This is a genomic window from Stenotrophomonas pavanii, from assembly GCF_900101175.1.
GTDB classification, from domain to species: Bacteria; Pseudomonadota; Gammaproteobacteria; order Xanthomonadales; family Xanthomonadaceae; genus Stenotrophomonas; species Stenotrophomonas pavanii.
Genome location: NZ_FNFQ01000010.1, coordinates 1 through 19404 on the forward strand (window position 1 = coordinate 1; position 19404 = coordinate 19404).

The 19404-nt window shown below is 68.6% G+C and carries 22 protein-coding genes; all 22 read left to right on the forward strand.

Annotation, left to right across the window (positions count from 1 at the left end; genetic code table 11):
• Positions 1-773: flagellin (locus tag BLS66_RS15835; protein ID WP_074726299.1), on the forward strand; the 773-nt coding region annotated here is incomplete at its 5' end.
• A 441-nt stretch (positions 774-1214) separates the two neighbouring features.
• Positions 1215-2630, forward strand: coding sequence for a flagellar filament capping protein FliD (gene fliD, locus BLS66_RS15840; RefSeq protein ID WP_074726300.1), 1416 nt, complete (start codon positions 1215-1217; stop codon positions 2628-2630).
• A gap of 128 nt (positions 2631-2758) precedes the next feature.
• On the forward strand, positions 2759-3175 hold the full coding sequence (gene fliS / locus BLS66_RS15845) for a flagellar export chaperone FliS (protein ID WP_005416447.1): 417 nt from the start codon (positions 2759-2761) through the stop codon (positions 3173-3175).
• On the forward strand, positions 3172-3465 hold the full coding sequence (locus BLS66_RS15850) for a hypothetical protein (RefSeq protein WP_049466169.1): 294 nt from the start codon (positions 3172-3174) through the stop codon (positions 3463-3465). The genes fliS and BLS66_RS15850 overlap by 4 nt, the downstream gene beginning before the upstream one ends.
• The gene (locus BLS66_RS15855; RefSeq protein ID WP_049466167.1) at positions 3462-4040 is read left to right on the forward strand and encodes a PilZ domain-containing protein; all 579 of its coding nucleotides are present in this window, start codon (positions 3462-3464) and stop codon (positions 4038-4040) included. The genes BLS66_RS15850 and BLS66_RS15855 overlap by 4 nt, the downstream gene beginning before the upstream one ends.
• A gap of 92 nt (positions 4041-4132) precedes the next feature.
• Positions 4133-4765: a response regulator gene (locus BLS66_RS15860; RefSeq protein WP_032959406.1), complete on the forward strand. Its 633-nt coding sequence runs from the start codon at positions 4133-4135 to the stop codon at positions 4763-4765.
• Between the two features lie 321 nt (positions 4766-5086).
• Complete coding sequence (gene rpoN, locus BLS66_RS15865) at positions 5087-6496, forward strand: RNA polymerase factor sigma-54 (RefSeq protein WP_049466166.1); 1410 nt, start codon at positions 5087-5089, stop codon at positions 6494-6496.
• A gap of 14 nt (positions 6497-6510) precedes the next feature.
• Positions 6511-6888 carry a response regulator gene (locus tag BLS66_RS15870; protein ID WP_005409556.1) on the forward strand — a complete coding sequence of 126 codons (378 nt, stop codon included), beginning with the start codon at positions 6511-6513 and terminating at the stop codon, positions 6886-6888.
• Entirely contained in the window at positions 6885-8390 is a 1506-nt protein-coding gene (locus BLS66_RS15875; protein WP_053462827.1) for a sigma-54 dependent transcriptional regulator, read from the forward strand. Before BLS66_RS15870 ends, BLS66_RS15875 begins: the two co-directional genes overlap by 4 nt.
• 740 nt (positions 8391-9130) lie before the next feature.
• Positions 9131-9496 (forward strand): flagellar hook-basal body complex protein FliE, encoded by a 366-nt coding sequence (gene fliE / locus BLS66_RS15880; protein WP_014037113.1) that lies wholly within the window; start codon positions 9131-9133, stop codon positions 9494-9496.
• A 13-nt stretch (positions 9497-9509) separates the two neighbouring features.
• Positions 9510-11156 (forward strand): flagellar basal-body MS-ring/collar protein FliF, encoded by a 1647-nt coding sequence (gene fliF, locus BLS66_RS15885; protein ID WP_049466159.1) that lies wholly within the window; start codon positions 9510-9512, stop codon positions 11154-11156.
• Positions 11157-11163: 7 nt separating this feature from the next.
• Positions 11164-12150, forward strand: coding sequence for a flagellar motor switch protein FliG (fliG, locus tag BLS66_RS15890; RefSeq protein ID WP_024958226.1), 987 nt, complete (start codon positions 11164-11166; stop codon positions 12148-12150).
• Positions 12147-12788, forward strand: a complete 642-nt coding sequence (locus BLS66_RS15895) for a FliH/SctL family protein (protein WP_049466157.1) — start codon at positions 12147-12149, stop codon at positions 12786-12788. The genes fliG and BLS66_RS15895 overlap by 4 nt, the downstream gene beginning before the upstream one ends.
• On the forward strand, positions 12785-14170 hold the full coding sequence (locus BLS66_RS15900; RefSeq protein ID WP_014647044.1) for a FliI/YscN family ATPase: 1386 nt from the start codon (positions 12785-12787) through the stop codon (positions 14168-14170). The genes BLS66_RS15895 and BLS66_RS15900 overlap by 4 nt, the downstream gene beginning before the upstream one ends.
• Before the next feature lie 3 nt (positions 14171-14173).
• Positions 14174-14641 carry a flagellar export protein FliJ gene (gene fliJ / locus BLS66_RS15905; RefSeq protein WP_021203862.1) on the forward strand — a complete coding sequence of 156 codons (468 nt, stop codon included), beginning with the start codon at positions 14174-14176 and terminating at the stop codon, positions 14639-14641.
• Entirely contained in the window at positions 14641-15819 is a 1179-nt protein-coding gene (locus BLS66_RS15910) for a flagellar hook-length control protein FliK (protein WP_074726301.1), read from the forward strand. The genes fliJ and BLS66_RS15910 overlap by 1 nt, the downstream gene beginning before the upstream one ends.
• A gap of 193 nt (positions 15820-16012) precedes the next feature.
• Entirely contained in the window at positions 16013-16528 is a 516-nt protein-coding gene (locus BLS66_RS15915; RefSeq protein WP_005416435.1) for a flagellar basal body-associated FliL family protein, read from the forward strand.
• 10 nt (positions 16529-16538) lie between these two features.
• Positions 16539-17543, forward strand: coding sequence for a flagellar motor switch protein FliM (gene fliM / locus BLS66_RS15920; RefSeq protein WP_014647040.1), 1005 nt, complete (start codon positions 16539-16541; stop codon positions 17541-17543).
• Positions 17540-17875 (forward strand): flagellar motor switch protein FliN, encoded by a 336-nt coding sequence (gene fliN / locus BLS66_RS15925; RefSeq protein ID WP_005409543.1) that lies wholly within the window; start codon positions 17540-17542, stop codon positions 17873-17875. Before fliM ends, fliN begins: the two co-directional genes overlap by 4 nt.
• Positions 17872-18291, forward strand: coding sequence for a flagellar biosynthetic protein FliO (gene fliO, locus BLS66_RS15930; RefSeq protein ID WP_053495137.1), 420 nt, complete (start codon positions 17872-17874; stop codon positions 18289-18291). The genes fliN and fliO overlap by 4 nt, the downstream gene beginning before the upstream one ends.
• A 1-nt stretch (position 18292) precedes the next feature.
• Positions 18293-19072: a flagellar type III secretion system pore protein FliP gene (fliP, locus tag BLS66_RS15935; RefSeq protein ID WP_049466148.1), complete on the forward strand. Its 780-nt coding sequence runs from the start codon at positions 18293-18295 to the stop codon at positions 19070-19072.
• Between the two features lie 59 nt (positions 19073-19131).
• Positions 19132-19401 (forward strand): flagellar biosynthetic protein FliQ, encoded by a 270-nt coding sequence (locus BLS66_RS15940; protein ID WP_005413254.1) that lies wholly within the window; start codon positions 19132-19134, stop codon positions 19399-19401.
• The last annotated feature ends 3 nt before the right edge of the window (positions 19402-19404 follow it).

Sequence of the window (19404 nt, forward strand, 5' to 3'; positions counted from 1 at the left end):
AGCTGCTGGACGGCTCGTTCTCCAGCCAGCTGTTCCAGGTCGGCGCCAACGCCGGCCAGGCCATCGCCATCGACAAGACCATCGATGCCAAGGCCGGCTCGCTGGGCACCTCGACCTTCGCCACCGGCGCGACGGCTGCCCTGGCTGCCAGCACCGACGGTGCCCGCTTCTCCGGCACCGTGATGGGCGTGGACATCGGCACGGTTGAAGTAAAGGCCGGCGCCACCACGGCCGATGCCTCCAAGGCCGTCGCCACCGCCATCAACGCCAAGATCGGCGAGGCCGGCATCTACGCCGAAGCCAATGCCGACGGCACGCTGAAGCTGAGCTCGGTGAAGGAAGGCAAGGCCGTTGCCGCTGCCGACATCGCGCTGATGCGCAGCGACTACGACGCGACCGCCAAGACCTGGGGCACCGCGGCTGCGGCAGGCGCCTACACCGCTGGCGCCGATACGGCGGCCAACGTGCAGAAGCTGGACGTGAGCACCGTGCTCGGCGCCCAGCAGGCCCTGGAAGTGGTCGACAAGGCCCTGGGTGCGATCAACAGCACCCGCGCCGACCTCGGTGCGATCCAGAACCGCTTCACCTCGGTGGTGGCCAACCTGCAGACCTCGTCGGAAAACCTGTCGGCGTCGCGCAGCCGCATCAAGGACACCGACTTCGCCAAGGAAACCGCCGAACTGACCCGCACCCAGATCCTGCAGCAGGCCGGTACGGCCATGCTGGCCCAGGCCAACCAGGTGCCGCAGGGCGTGCTCAGCCTGCTGCGCTGATCCACGGCAAGAAGGCGCCGCTACCGTCGGATCGAACCGACGGTAGCGGCAACCGGGAAGCCACGATGCACGAAGGCGCGGGCCATGCCCGGCCCGGGATCACTCCCGAACCGGCTTGGCATCGCCCGCTCCTGCGGACCTCTCTTTCAGCGCTGTACCTTTGACTGTACGTACCGGGCGGCTTCGTCTCCCCCCGATTGTCAGTAGCCTGATCCCTCCCCTGCATTGGGGGAGGGTTTTTTGCAGACCCCCGGCAGCCCGCGGTGAACCCACCCGCACCCTGCCCCAGACCTCCTGCAACCCGCGTGCCAGAACCTGCGCCAGAGCATTGGCACGGCACGTGCATCAACGAAGTCCTCAAGACCCAGCGGCGCAGGCCGCTATTTTCGTTGACGACGGGCCACCGCACAGCGGCCAGGCCCGGATACCAGGAGAAACGACGTGGCAGACTTTGGATACGGTGGCATCGGCTCGGGACTGGACATTTCCAGCATCGTCAACCAGCTGGTCGCAGCTGACCGCAAGCCCGCCGACAATGCGCTGAACCTGCAGCAGTCCAAGGCCAAGATGCAGCTGTCGTCGATCGGCACCGTCACCGCGGCCTTCGACAAGCTGAAGACGGCGCTGACCGCGCTGAAGGCCAGCACCGCGTTCGACACGCGCACGGTGACCGCCAGCAAGGGCGGCGACAAGGGCACCGACGAGATCCTGACGGCCTCGGTCGCGCTGTATGACGTCGGCACCACCAAGGCGGCGGCCTCCAACGGCACGCACGTGGTCAACGTCACCTCGCTGGCCACCGCGCACAAGCTGATCGCCGACACTTCGGTACCCAAGACCGACACGTTTGCTGCCGGAACCTTGACGCTGACCGTCGGCGTGGGCGACAACGCCAAGACCATGAACGTGGAGGTGGAGGAGGGCGACACGCTGACCACCATCCGCAACAAGATCGACGCGGCCGGCCGCAAGGAAGGCGTGCAGGCCACCCTGATCAGTTCCGGCGACAACCAGTACCTGTCGATCGCCCAGGAGAAGACCGGTGCCGCCAACGCGATCAAGCTCGAATACGCCGGCAGCGATGCCAAACTGGGCGGCCTGGTCAACAGCCTGAAGCAGAACACCGCCGCCGCCGATGCCGAGCTGACCATCGATGGCGTCAAGGTCGTCAGCGCCAGCAATACGGTGGCCGATGCGGTCCCGGGCCTGACCCTGAACCTGAAGATGCCGGGCACCAGCACGGTGACCATCAGCACCGACACTGCTGCGGCGACCAAGGTGATGCAGGAGTTCGTCACCGCGTACAACGCCGCACTGGCGGCCATCAACACCGAAACCAAGTACGACGCCAAGACCAAGGAAGCGTCCACGCTGACCGGCGATGCGCAGATGCGCGGCGCCACCAGCCAGCTGCGCTCGGTGATGTCGAGCGTGCTCAAGGACCTGGCCGGTGACAAGCTCGATGCCAAGGCGATCGGCCTGGACACCCGCGGCTACCCCAACGCTGACGGCACGCTGATCCTGGACACCACCAAGTTCGCCGCCGCCCTGGCCAGCCAGCCGGAGAAGATGCGCCAGGCGATCACCGGTGATACCGGCGGCGCCGGCAAGCTGTACACGCTGGTTGACGGTTATGTGAGCACCACGGTCGGCAAGGAAGGCGCCTTCGTTGCCCGCACCAAGGGCCTGAACACCACGCTGGACAACATCGACAAGCGCCGCAAGGACCTCGACACGCGCATGAAGAGCGTGGAAGAGCGCTACAAGAAGCAGTTCCTGGCGCTGGACAGCCTGATGGGCAAGCTGCAGCAGAGCAACACCGCGCTGCAGCAGCAGCTGGCCCAGTTGAACCGCTGACGGAACGTGCGAGGCACTCAAGTTTGCCGCGCCATGCACCGATAACGGACGCAACAGCAATCATCGCCGCGCCGTCGGCACCGGTCCCCGCGATCACCCGACGGCACCCCGCGCAAGGAGAATCACGAATGTACGGTTCCAGCCGTCAATATGCCGAGCAGTACCGCCAGGTGGGGGTGACCAGTGCGGTCGCCGATGCCGATCCGCACAAGCTGGTGGCGATGCTGCTGGCCGGCGCGCTGGAGCGCGTGCGCCGCGCCCTGGCCAGCCTTGAACGCGGTGACCAGGCCGGCAAGGGCAAGGCGATCGGCGAAGTCTGCGCGATCGTCGGCCACCTCAACGGCTCGCTGGACCACGAGGCCGGCGGCGAGATCGCCGGCAACCTGTCGGCACTGTACGACTACGTGCTGCAGCGCCTGACCGAAGCCAACCTGCACAACGACCGCGCCGCGCTGGATGAATCGCTGCAGCTGCTGGGCGAGATCGACAGCGCCTGGAACGCGATCCCGCACGAACAGCGCCGCCCCGCCGCGGTGGCACCATGAGCCTGCACGCGCTGCATGCGCAGCTGGATGCCTTCGAGAAGGCGCTGGGCGATGATGCGCTCGACCGGGCCGACAGCCTGCTCGACGGCCACGACAGCACCCTGCACGCCCTGCTCAGCCAGCCGCTGACCGCGGCCGACCACGCGCCGCTGAGCGCCCTGTTCGAGCGCCAGCAGAGCCTGCTGGGCCTGCTGCGCCAGCGCCGCGACGCCGTAGCCGCGCAGATGAACGATGGCCAGCGCTCCCTTCGCGCCGCGCATGCCTACCTGCAGGCAGAATCGCTGGCATGACCCAGTTGCCGACCACGTCGCTGCACCATCCGGCCGAAAGCGAGCTGTTCGACGAAACGCTCAGCTGCGAACTGGCGCTGCCGGCCGAGTTCCAGGCAGGCAGCGCAGCCGGCCGCACCAGCAGTGCCGAAGGCCTGCTGCGCAGCCTGGCACTGGTTGAGGACAGCCGCGTCGACGAGCACGACGAACGCAACGAAGCCAGCCTGCAGCTGCAGCGGCTGGAAGCCAAGCTGGACCTGGCGATGGTGCTGCTTGGCCGGCTGGTACGCCAGCAGGGCCAGGAACTGACGCTGCGCCCGGTGCGCTGGTCGCGGCGCGGCATCCGCCTGCAGCTGGGTCCGCGCAGCGGTGCCAGCCCCGGCCAGGCCGGGGTGGTGCGCCTGCAGCCCAGCGACTGGCTGCCCGACCACATCGACCTGCCGGTGGAGGTCGTCGCGGAAGCCGCCGACGGTAGCGGCGGGCACTTCCTGTGGCTGCGCTTCCAGCGCTTGGGCGATGGCCTGGAGATGGCGATGGAGCGGCACCTGTTCCGCCTGCACCGCCGCCAGGTGGCCGAGGCACGCCGCGCACGCTGAAACCCGTCCCCTTGGCGCTGCACGGCCGACCCTTGGCGCGCCCGTTCAGCTAAGTTAAGGTGGATGCCCCTACACGGATCTGCTGCGTGCCTGTGCGAGTTCTCATCGTCGACGATCACACCCTTGTCCGCGCCGGCCTGGCGCGGCTGCTGCAGGGGTTTGCCGACGTGCAGCTCGTCGCCGAGGCCAGCAACGCCGAACAGGCACTGCAGCTGTCCCTGCAGCACGCACCGGACGTGGTGCTGATGGACCTCTCGCTGCCGGGCCGCACCGGCCTGGAAGCGCTCAGCGACATCCGCCTGCGTGCTCCCGGTACCCGGGTGGTGATGATGACCATGCACGACGATGCTGCCCACGTGCGCGATGCGTTGGATCGTGGCGCGGTCGGGTTCGTGGTGAAGGACGCCGCACCGCAGGAACTGGAACTGGCACTGCGCGCCGCGCACGCCGGCCAGGTGTTCCTGAGCCCGCAGATCTCGGCCAAGATGCTGGCGCCGATGCTGGGCCGCGAGAAACCCACCGGCATCGCCGCGCTCTCACCGCGCCAGCGCGAGATCCTGCGCCGCATCGGCAAGGGCGAGAGCAACAAGGAAATCGCCGCCGATCTCGGCATCAGCGTCAAGACGGTGGAAACCCATCGCGCGCGGATGATGGAGTCGCTGGGCTGCCGCCGCGCCAATGACCTGCTGCTGCTGGCCGCGCGCCATCAGCACGAGCTCGAGTAAGCGCCGGTCCCGGGGTCAGCGCCCTTTCCCGTGGAAAAGGACCTGACCCTGCGACACCCTGCATCGGCGACGAAATCCCGTCACCCCGACATTCCCTGACAGGAATCCGTACCCCGGCCGCCGCGCGCCCACCGGCCTCGCCACGACGAATCAATGACTTGGCGGCGCATTTCGTCAATTTCCCGCGCCGGTGTAGGGAATCCCCCTACACCCTGTCGGGAGTTCCACGAAATGCATCAGGAACCCCCCGATTCCGTCCTCGCCGGATGAAAAGCAAGATGCGTTCCACAAGGCGCCGGGGAGCGGTGCCGGGGAACCACGATGAAGGCTGCACTCTCGACCCAGCTGGGCCAGCAACTCCACCTCACCCCGCAACTGCTGCAGTCGATCCGGCTGCTGCAGCTCGATGGCCTGCACCTGGAGCAGGAAATCCAGCGCCTGCTGGACTCCAATCCGCTGCTGGAGATCGAAGAGGCCGAGGCCCCTGCTGCCGACGCCACCGAAGCCAGCACTTCCACGATCGATACCGCCGCCTTTGACGAGCTGCCCGAGCCGTCGATGTGGGACGTGGCCGGTGCCAGCTGGCAGGACGGCGACGACGACCGCATGGCGCGCATCGCCGCCGGCGAGTCGACCGACCCGCAGCTGCGCGTGCTGCAGCGCCTGTCGCTGGACATGGATGATCGCCAGTTGGCGGTCGCCGCCTTCTGGCTGGACCAGTGCGATGAGGCAGGCTACCTGCAGGCGCCGCTGGCACAGCTGCAGCTGCTGGCCAGTGCCCAGTTCGACATCGCTGCCGACGGGGTGGAAGCCATCCGCCAGCAGCTGCTGCATGGCGAGCCCGCCGGCATGGCCGCCCAGGACCTGCGCGAAGGCCTGCAGGCGCAACTGCGCAGCCTGCACGGCGTCGTGCCGGCCCGCCACCTGGCCGCCCGCATTCTCGATGGCGCGCTCGAAGCGCTGGCCGCGCACGACTACCCCGCCCTCGCCCGCCTGCACGATGCCGAGATCGACGACGTCCGCGAGGCCGTGCGCCTGATCCTCTCGCTGCAGCCGCGCCCGGGCGACAGCCTGCTGCCCGAACGCAACGCGGTGGTGGTGCCGGACGTCGTCGCTTGGCACGCCGACGGGCAGTGGAAGGTCGCCCTGAACCCGGCCACCAGCCGCCGCGTGTCGATCAACAGCCAGTACGAACAGGTGCTGGCCGAAACCAGCGACGCCGCCCCGGCGCTGCGCGAGATGCTGCAGGAGGCGCGCTGGTTCAGCCGTGGCCTGTCGATGCGCTACGACACCCTGCTGCGCACGGCGCGGGTGATCGTCGAGCGCCAGGCCGCCTTCCTGGTGCGCGGCGAAGAGGCCATGGCGCCGTTGACCCTGAAGGAAGTGGCCGAGGAAATCGGCATGCACGAGTCCACCGTCTCGCGCATCACCACCGGCAAGTTCCTGCAGACCCCGCGCGGCACCTTCGAACTGAAGCACTTCTTCGCCGTGCGCCTGGAGGGCGCCAGCGTCTCCGGCCAGGCGGTGAAGGCCATGGTCCGCCGCCTGATCGACGCCGAACCGGCCGGCCGCCCGCTGGCCGATGAGGCCATTGCCGGCCTGCTGTCGCGCCAGGGGGTGAACATTGCCCGCCGAACCGTCGCAAAATACCGAGAACAACTGGATATCGCCCCGGCCCGCGAACGGCGCCGGCTCAGCGCCAGGCAACCCCAGCTGGCCCGGGTGGGCTGAAAAGGATGTTGGACATGAACAAGCTCACGGTCCTGCTGGTCGATGACCACGAGGGCTTCATCAACGCGGCGATGCGCCATTTCCGCAAGATCGACTGGCTGCAGATCGTCGGCAGCGCCGGCAACGGCCTGGAAGCGATCGAGCGCTCGGAAACGCTGCGCCCGCAGGTGGTGCTGATGGATCTGGCCATGCCGGAAATGGGCGGCCTGCAGGCCACCCGCCTGATCAAGTCGCAGGACGATGCGCCGTACATCGTGATCGCCAGCCACTTCGACGACGCCGAGCACCGCGAACACGCGCTGCGCGCCGGCGCCGACAACTTTGTCAGCAAGCTGTCCTACATCCAGGAAGTCATGCCGATCCTGGAAGGCCTCAGGGAGGAACAGTCGTGAGCGAATCGCGCATCCTGGTGCTGGACAACGACGCCGTGCGCGCGGAGCGCACCGTTGCCCTGCTGGAATTCATGGACTTCAACCCGCGCTGGGTGTCCGACGCAGCCGACTTCGACCTGGGCCGCCAGCGCCAGAACGACTGGATGGCGGTGATCGTCGGCAGCCTGGACGACAGCGCTGCCAGTACCGCGCTGTACCACTGGCTGGGCGGCAGCAGCCTGCCGCCGCCGGTGCTGCTGGCCGACGGTGATGCCGCTGCCTTTGCCCAGCAGCACGGCCTGCACGAAGCCAACATCTGGCCGCTGGAAACGCCGCTGCGCCATGCGCAGATGGAGGCCCTGCTGCGCCGTGCCAGCCTCAAGCGCCTGGACGCCGAGCACCAGGCCGGTGCCGCGCAGGACCAGGGGCCGACCGGCAACGGCCCGGCAGTGACCGCGCTGCGCACCATGATCGAACAGGTCGCCGCGTTCGATACCACCGTGCTGGTGCTGGGTGAATCCGGTACCGGCAAGGAAGTGGTGTCACGCGCGATCCACCAGCGCTCGCCGCGCCGCGATGGCCCGTTCGTGGCAATCAACTGCGGCGCCATTCCGGCCGACCTGCTGGAAAGCGAACTGTTCGGCCACGAAAAGGGTGCCTTCACTGGCGCACTGACCGCGCGCAAGGGCCGTTTCGAAATGGCCGAGGGCGGCACCCTGCTGCTCGACGAAATCGGCGACATGAGCCTGCCGATGCAGGTGAAGCTGCTGCGCGTGCTGCAGGAACGCAGCTTCGAGCGCGTCGGTGGCAACCAGACCATCCGCTGCAACGTGCGCGTGGTGGCCGCGACCCACCGCGACCTGGAGACCCGCATCGCCGAGGGCAAGTTCCGCGAGGATCTGTTCTACCGCCTCAACGTGTTCCCGATCGAAGTGCCCGCGCTGCGCGAGCGCCGCGAGGACCTGCCGGCGCTGGTGGAAACCATCGCCGCGCAGCTGGCCCGCACCGGCCGTGGCGAAGTGCGCTTCACTCCCGAAGCGCTGCAGGCGCTGTCCAGCTACGAATGGCCGGGCAACGTGCGCGAGCTGACCAACCTGGTCGAGCGCCTGGCGGTGCTGCATCCGGGTGGCTCGGTGCGCGTGCAGGACCTGCCGGCCCGCTATCGTGGCGACGCCGCACTGGCCGCGGTGGCCGCACCGGCACCGGCAGCGCCGGTGGCCAGCGAAGACCGCCTGGACCTGCGCAGCTTCTCGTTCCACACCCCGGGCAGCGGCAACCAGCCGGCGCTGGAACACGGTATCGCCGTCAATCGCCCGGCGGCGCCGGCGGCACTGCCCGACGATGGCCTGGACCTGCGCAACCACATGGCCAACATCGAACTGGGCCTGATCAACGAAGCACTGGAACGCACCCAGGGCGTGGTCGCCCACGCCGCCCAACTGCTTGGCCTGCGTCGCACCACCCTGGTGGAAAAGCTGCGCAAGTACGGCATCGAGCGCGAGCAGGCCGAGCTGGCCGGCTGAACCGCGCTACCGGCATGAAGGGGGCACGAACGCCTGGGCTTGCCCGGGCGTTGGTGTTTGTAGTGCCCGGGGTCAGATCCCTTTGCGCAGGAAACGGATCTGGCCCCGGACGTTCCGAGCACCGATAGCCACATCGGCCGCAGCTGCCGCAACCAGCGCCCCGCCCCCTACACCTTGCTGTTGACCGGCCAGAGCCATCGCCAGGGCCGTTTCGTCGACACCCAGCACGCGGGCCCCATCGCACCGCGCCAGCGCCAGAATTCCGGCCGCTGCACCCTGCTGCCCCAGGCCAGAAAACCGACGCCGGTTAAATGACGCCGCCAATGGGGTCAGAGCCCGTTGCGTTGCAACGGGATCCGACCCCGTGCCAACCAACGGTCGCCACCCACCATCAGTAGCAGGTTCCAACAGATCGCGGCCACCTGTCGAAGGCGGGTGGGTCCGGTTGCGGGGTGCCCGCGGCATGGATGCCGCGGCCAAGCCCCCAAGGACGGGTTTACGGCGTCCCCGTAACCGGACCCACCCCGCCATCCCTCAGTAGACCCGCTTCTGCTGTTGCTCCGGCTTCGGCCGTTGCCGTTGAGGTTGCCGGCCAGCGGCCGGCACCACCGCGGGGCGCGGGGTGCAACCCCGCACGCACATCCAACCTCCTCACGTCACTGAATCGAAAACCGGTTTCGGCACGGCACTTGCACTGGCTCTAGCAGACAACCCCATCCCTGTTTCTGGAACCGTTGCAGATGTCCCACTCCGTCACTTCGATCCTTTCGCAGATCCGCTCCTATCAGACCCAGATGGGACAGCCGGCGCTCAACCCGCTGGGCGAAACGCCGCGCAGCAATGCCCTGCCGGGCACGGTGCTGGACGCGCCGCAGGTGCAGCCGGCCAGCTTCACCGAAACCCTGCGTGGTGCGATTGCCGGCGTCAACGATGCGCAGCAGAAGTCCGGCGCCCTCGCCAAGGCCTTCGAAATGGGCGACCCCAGCGCCGACCTGGCCAAGGTGATGGTCGCTTCGCAGCAGTCCCAGATCGCCTTCCGCGCCACCGTGGAAGTCCGCAACCGTCTCGTCCAGGCTTACCAGGACGTGATGAACATGCCGCTGTAAGGAATAGAGACGCATGGCACTGACGCTCTCCAAGGACAGCCTGAACGCCGAGAAGGCCGGGCAGTGGTTCGACCGCCTGCAGAGCCTGCAGATCACCCGTCGGCTGGGCCTGATGGCAATGATCGCGGTGGCGGTGGCGGCAGGCCTGTCCGTGTTCTTCTGGTCGCAGAAGCCGGGCATGGTCCCGCTGTACACCGGCCTGGACCAGAAGGCGACGGCGGAAGCGACCGACCTGCTGCGCGCCGCGCAGATTCCGTTCGCGCTCGACCCGGCCACCGGTGGCATCACCGTGCCGGAAAAGAACCTGCACGACGCTCGCCTGAAGCTGGCCGGCTCCGGCCTGACCGACAGCGGCAAGCTCGGCTTCGAGCTGATGGAGCGCGATCCCGGCTTCGGCGTCAGCCAGTTCGTGGAAAGTGCGCGTTACCAGCACGCACTGGAAACCGAGCTGTCGCGCACCATCAACACGCTGCGCCCGGTGCGTGATTCACGCGTGCACCTGGCCATTCCCAAGCCCAGCGCGTTCACCCGCCAGCGTGACGTGGCCAGCGCCTCGGTCACCCTGGAACTGCGCGGCGGCCAGCAGCTGGAACGCAGCCAGGTGGACGCCATCGTGCACATGGTCGCGGCCAGCATTCCCGACCTCGCGCCGGAACGAGTGACCGTGGTCGACCAGAGCGGGCGCATGCTCAGCATCACCGACCCGAACAGCGAAGCGGCGGTCAACGCCGCCCAGTTCGAGCAGGTGCGCCGCCAGGAAACCTCGTTCAACCAGCGCATCCGCGAGCTGCTGGAACCGATGACCGGCCCCGGCCGGGTCAATCCGGAAGTGAGCGTGGACATGGATTTCTCGGTGACCGAGGAAGCCCGTGAGCTCTACAACGGTGAACCGCAGAAGCTGCGCAGCGAGCAGATGAGCGAGAACACCACCAGCACCCCGGGCCCGCAGGGCGTGCCCGGCGCGACCAGCAACAGCCCGCCGGGCCAGCAGGCCGCACCGGCCACCGCGCAGGCCCCGACCGAAAGCAGCAAGAACGCCACCCGCAACTACGAGCTGGACCGCACCCTGCAGCACACCCGCCAGCCGGCCGGTCGCATCAAGCGCGTCTCGGTGGCGGTGCTGGTGGACAACGTGCCGCGTGCCGGTGCCAACGGCAAGATGAGCCCGCAGCCGCTGTCGGCTGCCGAACTGACCCGCGTCGAAGCGCTGGTCAAGCAGGCCGTCGGCTTCAACGCCGAGCGTGGCGACACCGTGTCGGTGATGAATGCCCCGTTCGTGCGCGAGACCACGCCTGAGGAAGGCCCGGCGTGGTGGGAGCTGCCGTGGGTGCACGATGCCGGCCGCATGCTGCTGGGCGCGGTGGTGGTGCTGGCGCTGCTGTTCGGCGTACTGCGCCCGGCGCTGCGCGCGATCACCGGCCAGAACAGGAAGGACGACCCGCAGGCACTGGAGCCGCACACCGCAGACGTGCAGCTGGTCGATGACGATGGCACCCCGCTGCCGGCGCTGGGCGCCGACCGGGCCAGCCTGGCCGGGCCGGACGCACTGGCCTTGCCGGTGGATTCTTATGAGGAACGACTGCGGATGGCGCGTGAAGCCGTGAAGACCGACTCCAAGCGCGTGGCCCAGGTGGTCAAGGGTTGGGTGGCCAATGACTGAGGCAGCCCTGACCGGCGTGCAGCGCGCCGCCGTACTGCTGCTTTCGCTGGGTGAGCTGGACGCGGCCGAAGTGCTGCGCCACATGGAACCCAAGGAAGTGCAGAAGATCGGCATCGCCATGGCCACGATGACCGACATCACCCGCGAGCAGGTGGAACGGGTGATGGACCAGTTCGGCCAGGAGCTGGGCTCGAAGACCTCGCTGGGCGTGGGCTCGGACGACTACATCCGCAACATGCTGGTGCAGGCGCTGGGCAGCGAGAAGGCCGGCAACCTGATCGACCGCATCCTGCTGGGCCGCAACACCACCGGCCTGGACGCGCTGAAGTGGATGGACCCGCGCGCGGTGGCCGACCTGGTGCGCAACGAGCATCCGCAGATCATCGCCATCGTGATGGCGCACCTGGAAACCGACCAGGCCGCCGACGCGCTGAAGCTGCTGCCCGATCGCACCCGCGTGGACGTGCTGCTGCGCATCGCCACCCTCGACGGCATCCCGCCGAACGCGCTCAATGAACTCAACGAGATCATGGAGCGCCAGTTCGCCGGCAACCAGAACCTGAAGTCGTCGAACATCGGTGGCGTGCAGTGCGCGGCCAACATCCTGAACTTCATGGACAGCGGCCAGGACCAGGCCATCCTGGGCGAGATCGCGCGCATCGATGCGCCGCTGAGCAACCGCATCCAGGACCTGATGTTCGTCTTCGACGATCTGGTCGACCTGGACGACCGCGAGATGCAGCTGGTGCTGCGCGAAGTCAGCGGCGAGCGCCTGGGCCTGGCCCTGCGCGGCGCCGACATCAAGGTGCGCGACAAGATCACCCGCAACATGTCGCAGCGCGCGGCCGAGATCCTGCTGGAAGACATGGAGGCCCGCGGACCGGTGCGCCTGTCCGACGTGGAAGGCGCGCAGCGCGAGATCCTGGCCATCGTCAAGCGCATGGCCGATGAAGGCACCGTCACCATCGGCGGCAGCGCGGAGGCCATGCTGTGAGCAACGTCGTGCGTTGGCTTGCCCCGGACCTGCTGGCCCAGCCCGAACCGGTGCTGGAGCAGGAGGACACGTTCGAACTCACCGAGCCGGACCCGGAACACGAACCGGAGCCGCCGCTGCAGCTGCCGACGCTGGAGGAAATCCAGGCGATCCAGGACAGCGCCGAGAAGGAAGGATTCGATCAGGGCCATGCCGAAGGCTACGGCCAGGGCCAGGCCGAGGTGCGTCGCCTCGCCGCGCAGATCGAAGGCATCCTCGACAACTTCAGCCGGCCGCTGGTGCGGCTGGAGAACGAAGTGGTCGGCGCCCTTGGCGAACTGGCGGTGCGCATCGCCGGGGCACTGGTCGGCCGCGCCTACGAGGCGGAGCCGGCACTGCTGGCGCAGCTGGTCGGCGAAGCGATCGACGCCGTGGGCGGCAGCACGCGCGAGGTGGAAGTGCGGCTGCATCCGGATGACATCGCCGCGCTCGCCCCGTTGCTGAACCTGTCGCCGGCGCAGCGCCTGGTACCGGATACCAGCCTCAGCCGTGGCGACCTGCGCGTACACGCCGAAGCGGTGCGCATCGACGGCACCCTGGAGGCCCGCCTGCGCGGTGCGCTGGATGCGGTGATCCGCCAGACCGGAGCGACGGCATGAGCGCTGCACCGCAAACGACGCCGCCGCCGGCCGACTGGGCCGTGGCCCGCAACCTGCGCCTGGCCCGGCGCCTGGATGGCCTGCGCGTGGATACCGCGCATGGCCGTGGGCTGATCCGCGAGGGCGTGCTGCGCCGCGCGGTCGGCCTGACCCTGGAAGCGGTCGGCTGCGAGGCGCCGCTGGGCGCCAGCTGCAAGGTGGAAGTGGTCGATGGCGGCTGGGTCGATGCCGAAGTGGTCGGCTTCGCCGGCGAACGCACCTACCTGATGCCCAGCGCCGAACTGCACGGCCTGCTGCCCAATGCGCGGGTGGTGCCGTCGGCGCGACGTGGCGGCGTGGAAGTGGGTGAAGGCCTGCTCGGCCGCGTCATCGACAGCGACGGCGTGCCGCTGGACGGCAAGGGCCCGATCCGCGCCGAAGGCCACGTCGGCATGGCCGGCGTGTCGATCAACCCGCTGGCGCGTGAACCGATCACCCAACCGCTGGACGTGGGCGTGCGCGCGATCAACGCGCTGCTGCCGATCGGCCGCGGCCAGCGCGTCGGCCTGTTCGCCGGCTCCGGCGTCGGCAAGTCGACGCTGCTGGGCATGATGACCCGCTACACCGCCGCCGATGTGATCGTGGTCGGCCTGATCGGTGAACGTGGCCGCGAAGTTCGCGACTTCGTCGAGACCACGCTGGGCGAGGAAGGCCTGCGCCGCGCGGTGGTGGTGGCCAGCCCTGCCGACCGGCCACCATTGGCGCGCCTGCACGGTGCCTACCGTGCCACCGCCATCGCCGAGTGGTTCCGCGACCAGGGCCTGAACGTGCTGCTGCTGATGGACTCGCTGACCCGCTTTGCGCAGGCGCAGCGCGAGATCGGGCTGTCGGTTGGCGAACCGCCGACCACCCGCGGCTACCCGCCGTCGGTGTTCGCCAAGCTGCCGGCGCTGGTCGAGCGCGCCGGCAACGGTGCAAAGGGCCGCGGCTCGATCACCGCGTTCTACACCGTACTGACCGAAGGCGATGATCCGCAGGACCCGATCGCCGACGCCGCGCGCGCGATCCTCGATGGCCACATCCTGCTTTCGCGCCGCGTGGCCGACAGCGGCCTGTACCCGGCCATCGACGTCGAATCGTCGGTCAGCCGCGTGGTCACGGAAATCGCCGACGAGCCGTGGCGCCTGCGCATCCGCAAGCTGAAGCGACTGGTCTCGGCCTACTCGGCCAACCGGGACCTGATCGCGATCGGTGCCTACCAGCGCGGCAACGACGCGGCCACCGACGAAGCCCTGGAACGCTGGCCGGAAATCATGGAGTTCCTCGGCCAGGACGTTGCCAAGGCCGCAGATCTCCCGCACAGCCAGGCGGCGCTGCAGCGCCTGGTGGAACAAGAGAGTTAAGCCATGAACCAGTCCAAGCGCATCGATCCCCTGCTCAAGCGGGCCCAGGAACACGAGGACGCGGTCGCCCGCGACCTGGCCGAACGCCAGCGCGTGCTCGACACCCATCTGTCGCGCCTGGACGAACTGCGCCGCTATGCCGAGGAGTACGCCAACGCCCAGATGGCAGCGACCAGCCCGGCACAGCTGCTGAACCGCCGCGCCTTCCTTGATCGCCTGGACAGCGCGGTCGAGCAGCAGCAGGCCACGGTCAACGGCAACCGCGAAAAGGTGGAGGCCGAGCGCGCGCGCCTGATCCTGGCCAGCCGTGACAAGGCGGTGCTGGAGCAGCTGGCCGCCAGCTACCGCGCGCAGGAAAAGGTGGTGACCGACCGCCGCGACCAGCGCGAGATGGACGATATCGGTGCGCGGCGTGCGCGCCTGGTGCAGGCCGAAGACCAGGACGGCACCGAGCAGGGAGGCCGCCCGTGATGCCCGCTCCGCTCGCCAGCAGCGCCAACGCCGCCACGCCAGCCGCCAGCAACAGCGCTGCGCGTGCCCCGCGCAGCGAAGGCGGCAAGGACTTCAGCCAACTGCTGCAGGGTGGCGCACCCTCGTCACCCGCGCCTGCTGGCGGCGCCACGACGCCGACGCCGACGCCGACGCCATCCACACCCAGCCAGCCATCGACCGCCGACAGCCATGGCCAGGCACCGGGCGAACGCAACGCAGACGGCGAAGCGGCAACCGCTGAAACGTCGCCGCTGCCGCCCGTTGCCGTGACCCCGGCTGGAGCCGGCACCGACAAGGACAAGCCTGCCGCAACCGAGGACGCCCCGTGGCCACCGCTCGGCCTGGCCGGCCTGGTGCTGGCGATGCCGACGCCCGTGGATCCGGCCGCCGCCCTGCCGACCACCGCTGCGCCATCGCTGGCCAGCGACGGTAGCGCGCTGCCCGCTCCCCCTGCCGCGAACACGGCACTGCCTGCAGCCGCGCCGGCAGCGGCAAGCGCAGCGCCAGTGGCGGCCGACGGCAAACCGGCGCCCACCAACGCTGACGACGCCACCGCACTGCCCCTGCCGGAGATGATCCTGCCCGGCAAGCGCAGCGAGCGCGCCGAAGGCAGCGACGTGGCCGCCGTTGGCGACCGCGCCAGTGCGCCGCTGCTGCACGCACCGCCAGCGGCCGCCGTGCAGGACCTGAAGGCCGCACTCGCCACCGGCACCGCGATCTTCAATGGCGAACCGACGCCCAAGCCCGTGCTCGGTGACGAGGGCTTCGATCAGGCCATCGGCGCACGCCTGGGCTGGCTGGCCGACCAGAAGATCGGCCACGCCCACATCCGCCTGAGCCCGGACGACCTGGGCCCGGTCGACGTGCGCCTGCAGTTGAACGGCGACAAGGTGCATGCCAGCTTCAGCAGCCCGCACGTGGACGTGCGGCAGGCACTGGAAAGCAGCCTTCCGCGGCTGCGCGAGCTGCTGGGCGAACAGGGCTTCCAGCTGGCCCACGCCGACGTCGGCCACCAGGCACCGGGCGGTGACGGCAATGCGTCGGGCCAGCCCGGTGGCAGCGGCCTCACCCGCGACGGAGAACCGACGCCGGGCGACACCAGCGTGTCGGCCGCACAGTTGATCCGCCAGCGCGGCTTGCTGGACGCCTACGCCTGACAGGCGTGCCGACCAAGGTTGGCACCCACCAGCGCTGGGCGGTTGGCACCCGCCCGGGCACCCTGCACTAGCGCCAGCGAGGATCGGCACCCTCCCGTCCGCGCCTCCGACGGAATTCCGTCGCACCCCACTGCCCCGCCTTCGGCACACCCCTTGCATATCCCGGTGAAGCAACCCTCAGGAGCTTCACCCCGTGGCCGCAGCCGCTGACAAAACCAAGAAGACCGCCGAGAAGGACAAGGCCGCCAAGCCGCGCAGTCCGATCCTGATCACCGCACTGGTGGCCGTACTGGCTGCCGCTGCCGCTGGTGGCGGCGTGTGGTTCTTCACCCAGTCCAAGCACGAAGAGAAGACCGCGCAGGCGCCGAAGAAGAGCGCGACCCCGGCCCCGGCGCAGTACTTCGCGCTGGACCCGGCGTTCGTGGTCAACCTCAATGGCCCGGTCGACGGCCCGCGCTACCTGCAGCTGGAGGTCCAGCTGATGACCCGCGACCCGGCCGCACTGGAAGCGATCAAGACCCATGCCCCGGCCATCCGCGCGCGCCTGCTGATGCTGTTCTCGCAGGTCAGCCCGGACCAGATCGCCGATGTCGCCGGCAAGCAGAAGCTGCAGGCCGCGTCGCTGGCCGAGGTGCAGAAAGTGCTCAAGGCCGAGACCGGCAGCAACGGCGCCGACGATCTGCTGTTCACCAGCTTCGTGACCCAGTAAGGGCCCACCGATGAATGATCTGCTGTCCCAGGACGAGATCGATGCCCTGCTCCACGGCGTGGACAGTGGCGCGGTCGAGACCGATGCGGAACCCCCGTCAGGCGAAGCGCGCTCGTACGACTTCGCCAGCCAGGACCGCATCATCCGTGGTCGCATGCCGACCCTGGAAATGGTCCACGAGCGCTTCGCGCGCCTGTGGCGGATCGGCCTGTTCAACCTGATCCGGCGCTCGGCCGAGCTGTCGGTGCGCGGCATCGAACTGATCAAGTTCAACGACTACATGCACTCGCTGTATGTGCCGACCAACCTGAACCTGATCCGCTTCAAGCCGCTGCGCGGTACCGGCCTGATCGTGTTCGAGCCGACCCTGGTGTTCGCCATCGTCGACAACTTCTTCGGCGGCGACGGGCGCTACCCCACCCGCATCGAGGGCCGCGAGTTCACCGCCACCGAAATGCGGGTGATCCACCTGCTGCTGAAGCAGACCTTCGCCGATCTGCGCGAAGCGTGGGCACCGGTGATGGACGTCGACTTCGAGTACATCAACTCGGAGATCAACCCGCATTTCGCCAACATCGTGACCCCGCGCGAATACGTGGTGGTGTGCCGCCTGCACGTCGAGCTCGACGGCGGCGGCGGTGACATCCACGTCACCCTGCCCTATTCGATGCTGGAACCGATCCGCGAACTGCTCGATGCCGGCATCCAGAGCGACCGCAACGACCGCGACGAGAGCTGGGGCAAGACCCTGCGCGAGCAGCTCAACATCGCCGAAGTCACCCTGTCCAGCGTACTGGCCAGCAAGCGCATGACCCTGCGCGACCTGACCCAGCTGAAGGTCGGCGACATCCTGCCGATCGAGCTGAGCCCGCAGGTGCCGCTGTGCGTGGAGAACATTCCGGTGTTCACCGGCGAGTTCGGCATCGCCAACGGCATGAACGCCGTGAAGATCACCGCTACCCATCCGCCGGGCACCCGCCCGCGCGTACCCGTCATCCAGGAAGACCCGCAATGAACGATATCGACGCCCTCGAACCGACCCCGGCCCAGTTCAGCAGCCTGCAGGCCGACGAGGCCAACGGTCCGGACCTGAACCTGGACGTGATCCTCGACGTGCCGGTGACCCTGTCGCTGGAGGTCGGTCGTGCCCGCCTGCCGATCCGCAACCTGCTGCAGCTCAACCAGGGCTCGGTGGTGGAACTGGAGCGCGGCGCCGGCGAATCGCTGGACGTGTTCGTCAACGGCACCCTGATCGCACACGGCGAAGTGGTGGTGATCAACGACCGCTTCGGCGTGCGCCTGACCGACGTGGTCAGCCCGAGCGAGCGGATCCGGAGACTGCGTTGAGCCTGCTGGCCTCCACCCTGCTGGCGGTCGGCAAGACCGCCGCGCCGATCGGTCCGCAGGTCGGCCAGCATGCGGCGGCCGCGCCCAGCCTGTTCGGCGCGGTGCTGGCGCTGCTGGCGGTGCTGGCGCTGGTGATCGGCCTGGGCTGGCTGCTCAAGCGCATGCCCGGCAGCGGCTTCCGCCCGGCCGAAGGCATGAAGCTGGTGGCCAGCCTCAGCGTCGGCGCCAAGGAGCGGGTGGTAGTGGTGGAGGTCAATGGCCAGCAACTGCTGCTGGGCGTCACCGCCGGCGGCATCAACACCCTGCATGCCCTGCCCGAACCGCTGCCGCCGCCGGCACCGGTGCGCGTGCCGGACTTCAAGAACCTGCCGAATTTCGCCCAGCTGCTGCAGCAGCGGCTGCGCAAGGATCCCTGACATGCGTGTCACCCGTACCCGTCTTGCCACCCTGATGCCGTGGCTGCTGTTGCTTGCCCTGTGCCTGTTGCCGGCGCTGGCGTTCGCCGCGCCCGGTGCCCCGGCCACCCCGCTGCCGGACGTCAATGTCGGCAAGATCGGCGGCCAGCCGGTCAGCCTGCCGCTGCAGACCCTGCTGCTGATGACGGCGATCACCCTGATCCCGTCGATGCTGCTGGTGCTGACCTCGTTCACCCGCATCATCATCGTGCTGGGCCTGCTGCGCCAGGCGCTGGGTACCGGCCAGACGCCGTCCAACCAGGTGCTGCTGGGCCTGGCCCTGTTCCTCACCGCGATGGTGATGATGCCGACCTGGGACAAGGCGTGGAGCGCGGGCATGGCGCCCTACCTCAACGGCGACATCGACTTCCAGACCGCCTGGACGCTGACCACGCAGCCGCTGCGCGGGTTCATGCTGGCGCAGATCCGCGAGACCGACCTGATGACCTTCGCCGGAATCGCCGGGCATGGCACCTACGCCAGCCCCGACGCGATCCCGTTCCCGGTGCTGGTCGCCTCGTTCGTCACCAGCGAACTGAAGACCGCCTTCGAGATCGGCTTCCTGATCTTCATCCCGTTCGTGATCATCGATCTGGTTGTGGCCAGCGTGCTGATGTCGATGGGCATGATGATGCTCTCGCCGATGCTGGTGTCGGCGCCGTTCAAGATCCTGCTGTTCGTGCTGGTCGATGGCTGGGTGCTGACCGTGGGCACGTTGGCGGCCAGCTTCAATCCGGCCTGATATCCCCCACAAAGCGCCGTCGAGCATGGCTCGACGCTGCACAAGCAGATGGAACCCGAATGTCTCCCGAACTTGCCTTGACCGAACTGCGTGGCGGCCTGATCACCGTGCTGTGGGTGGCCGGACCGCTGCTGCTCACCGTGCTGGTGGTGGGCGTGGTGGTGGGCGTGGTGCAGGCCGCGACCCAGCTCAATGAACCGACCATTGCCTTCGTCGCCAAAGCGGCAGCGCTGACCGCGGTGCTGTTCGCGCTGGGCAGCCTGCTGATCGGCCACCTGGTTGAATTCACCACGCTGCTGTTCCAGCGCATTCCACACCTGATCGGCTAGGGC

Excerpts from the sequence above, each read along its gene's own strand:
- rpoN (WP_049466166.1), top strand. The coding sequence starts at position 5,087 with ATGAAGGCTGCACTCTCGACCCAGCTGGGCCAGCAACTCCACCTCACC.
- fliS (WP_005416447.1), top strand. The coding sequence starts at position 2,759 with ATGTACGGTTCCAGCCGTCAATATGCCGAGCAGTACCGCCAGGTGGGG.
- BLS66_RS15870 (WP_005409556.1), top strand. The coding sequence starts at position 6,511 with ATGAACAAGCTCACGGTCCTGCTGGTCGATGACCACGAGGGCTTCATC.
- fliE (WP_014037113.1), top strand. The coding sequence starts at position 9,131 with ATGTCCCACTCCGTCACTTCGATCCTTTCGCAGATCCGCTCCTATCAG.
- fliJ (WP_021203862.1), top strand. The coding sequence starts at position 14,174 with ATGAACCAGTCCAAGCGCATCGATCCCCTGCTCAAGCGGGCCCAGGAA.
- fliP (WP_049466148.1), top strand. The coding sequence starts at position 18,293 with ATGCGTGTCACCCGTACCCGTCTTGCCACCCTGATGCCGTGGCTGCTG.
- BLS66_RS15900 (WP_014647044.1), top strand. The coding sequence starts at position 12,785 with ATGAGCGCTGCACCGCAAACGACGCCGCCGCCGGCCGACTGGGCCGTG.
- fliF (WP_049466159.1), top strand. The coding sequence starts at position 9,510 with ATGGCACTGACGCTCTCCAAGGACAGCCTGAACGCCGAGAAGGCCGGG.
- BLS66_RS15850 (WP_049466169.1), top strand. The coding sequence starts at position 3,172 with ATGAGCCTGCACGCGCTGCATGCGCAGCTGGATGCCTTCGAGAAGGCG.
- BLS66_RS15910 (WP_074726301.1), top strand. The coding sequence starts at position 14,641 with ATGCCCGCTCCGCTCGCCAGCAGCGCCAACGCCGCCACGCCAGCCGCC.
- BLS66_RS15855 (WP_049466167.1), top strand. The coding sequence starts at position 3,462 with ATGACCCAGTTGCCGACCACGTCGCTGCACCATCCGGCCGAAAGCGAG.
- BLS66_RS15940 (WP_005413254.1), top strand. The coding sequence starts at position 19,132 with ATGTCTCCCGAACTTGCCTTGACCGAACTGCGTGGCGGCCTGATCACC.
- fliN (WP_005409543.1), top strand. The coding sequence starts at position 17,540 with ATGAACGATATCGACGCCCTCGAACCGACCCCGGCCCAGTTCAGCAGC.
- fliM (WP_014647040.1), top strand. The coding sequence starts at position 16,539 with ATGAATGATCTGCTGTCCCAGGACGAGATCGATGCCCTGCTCCACGGC.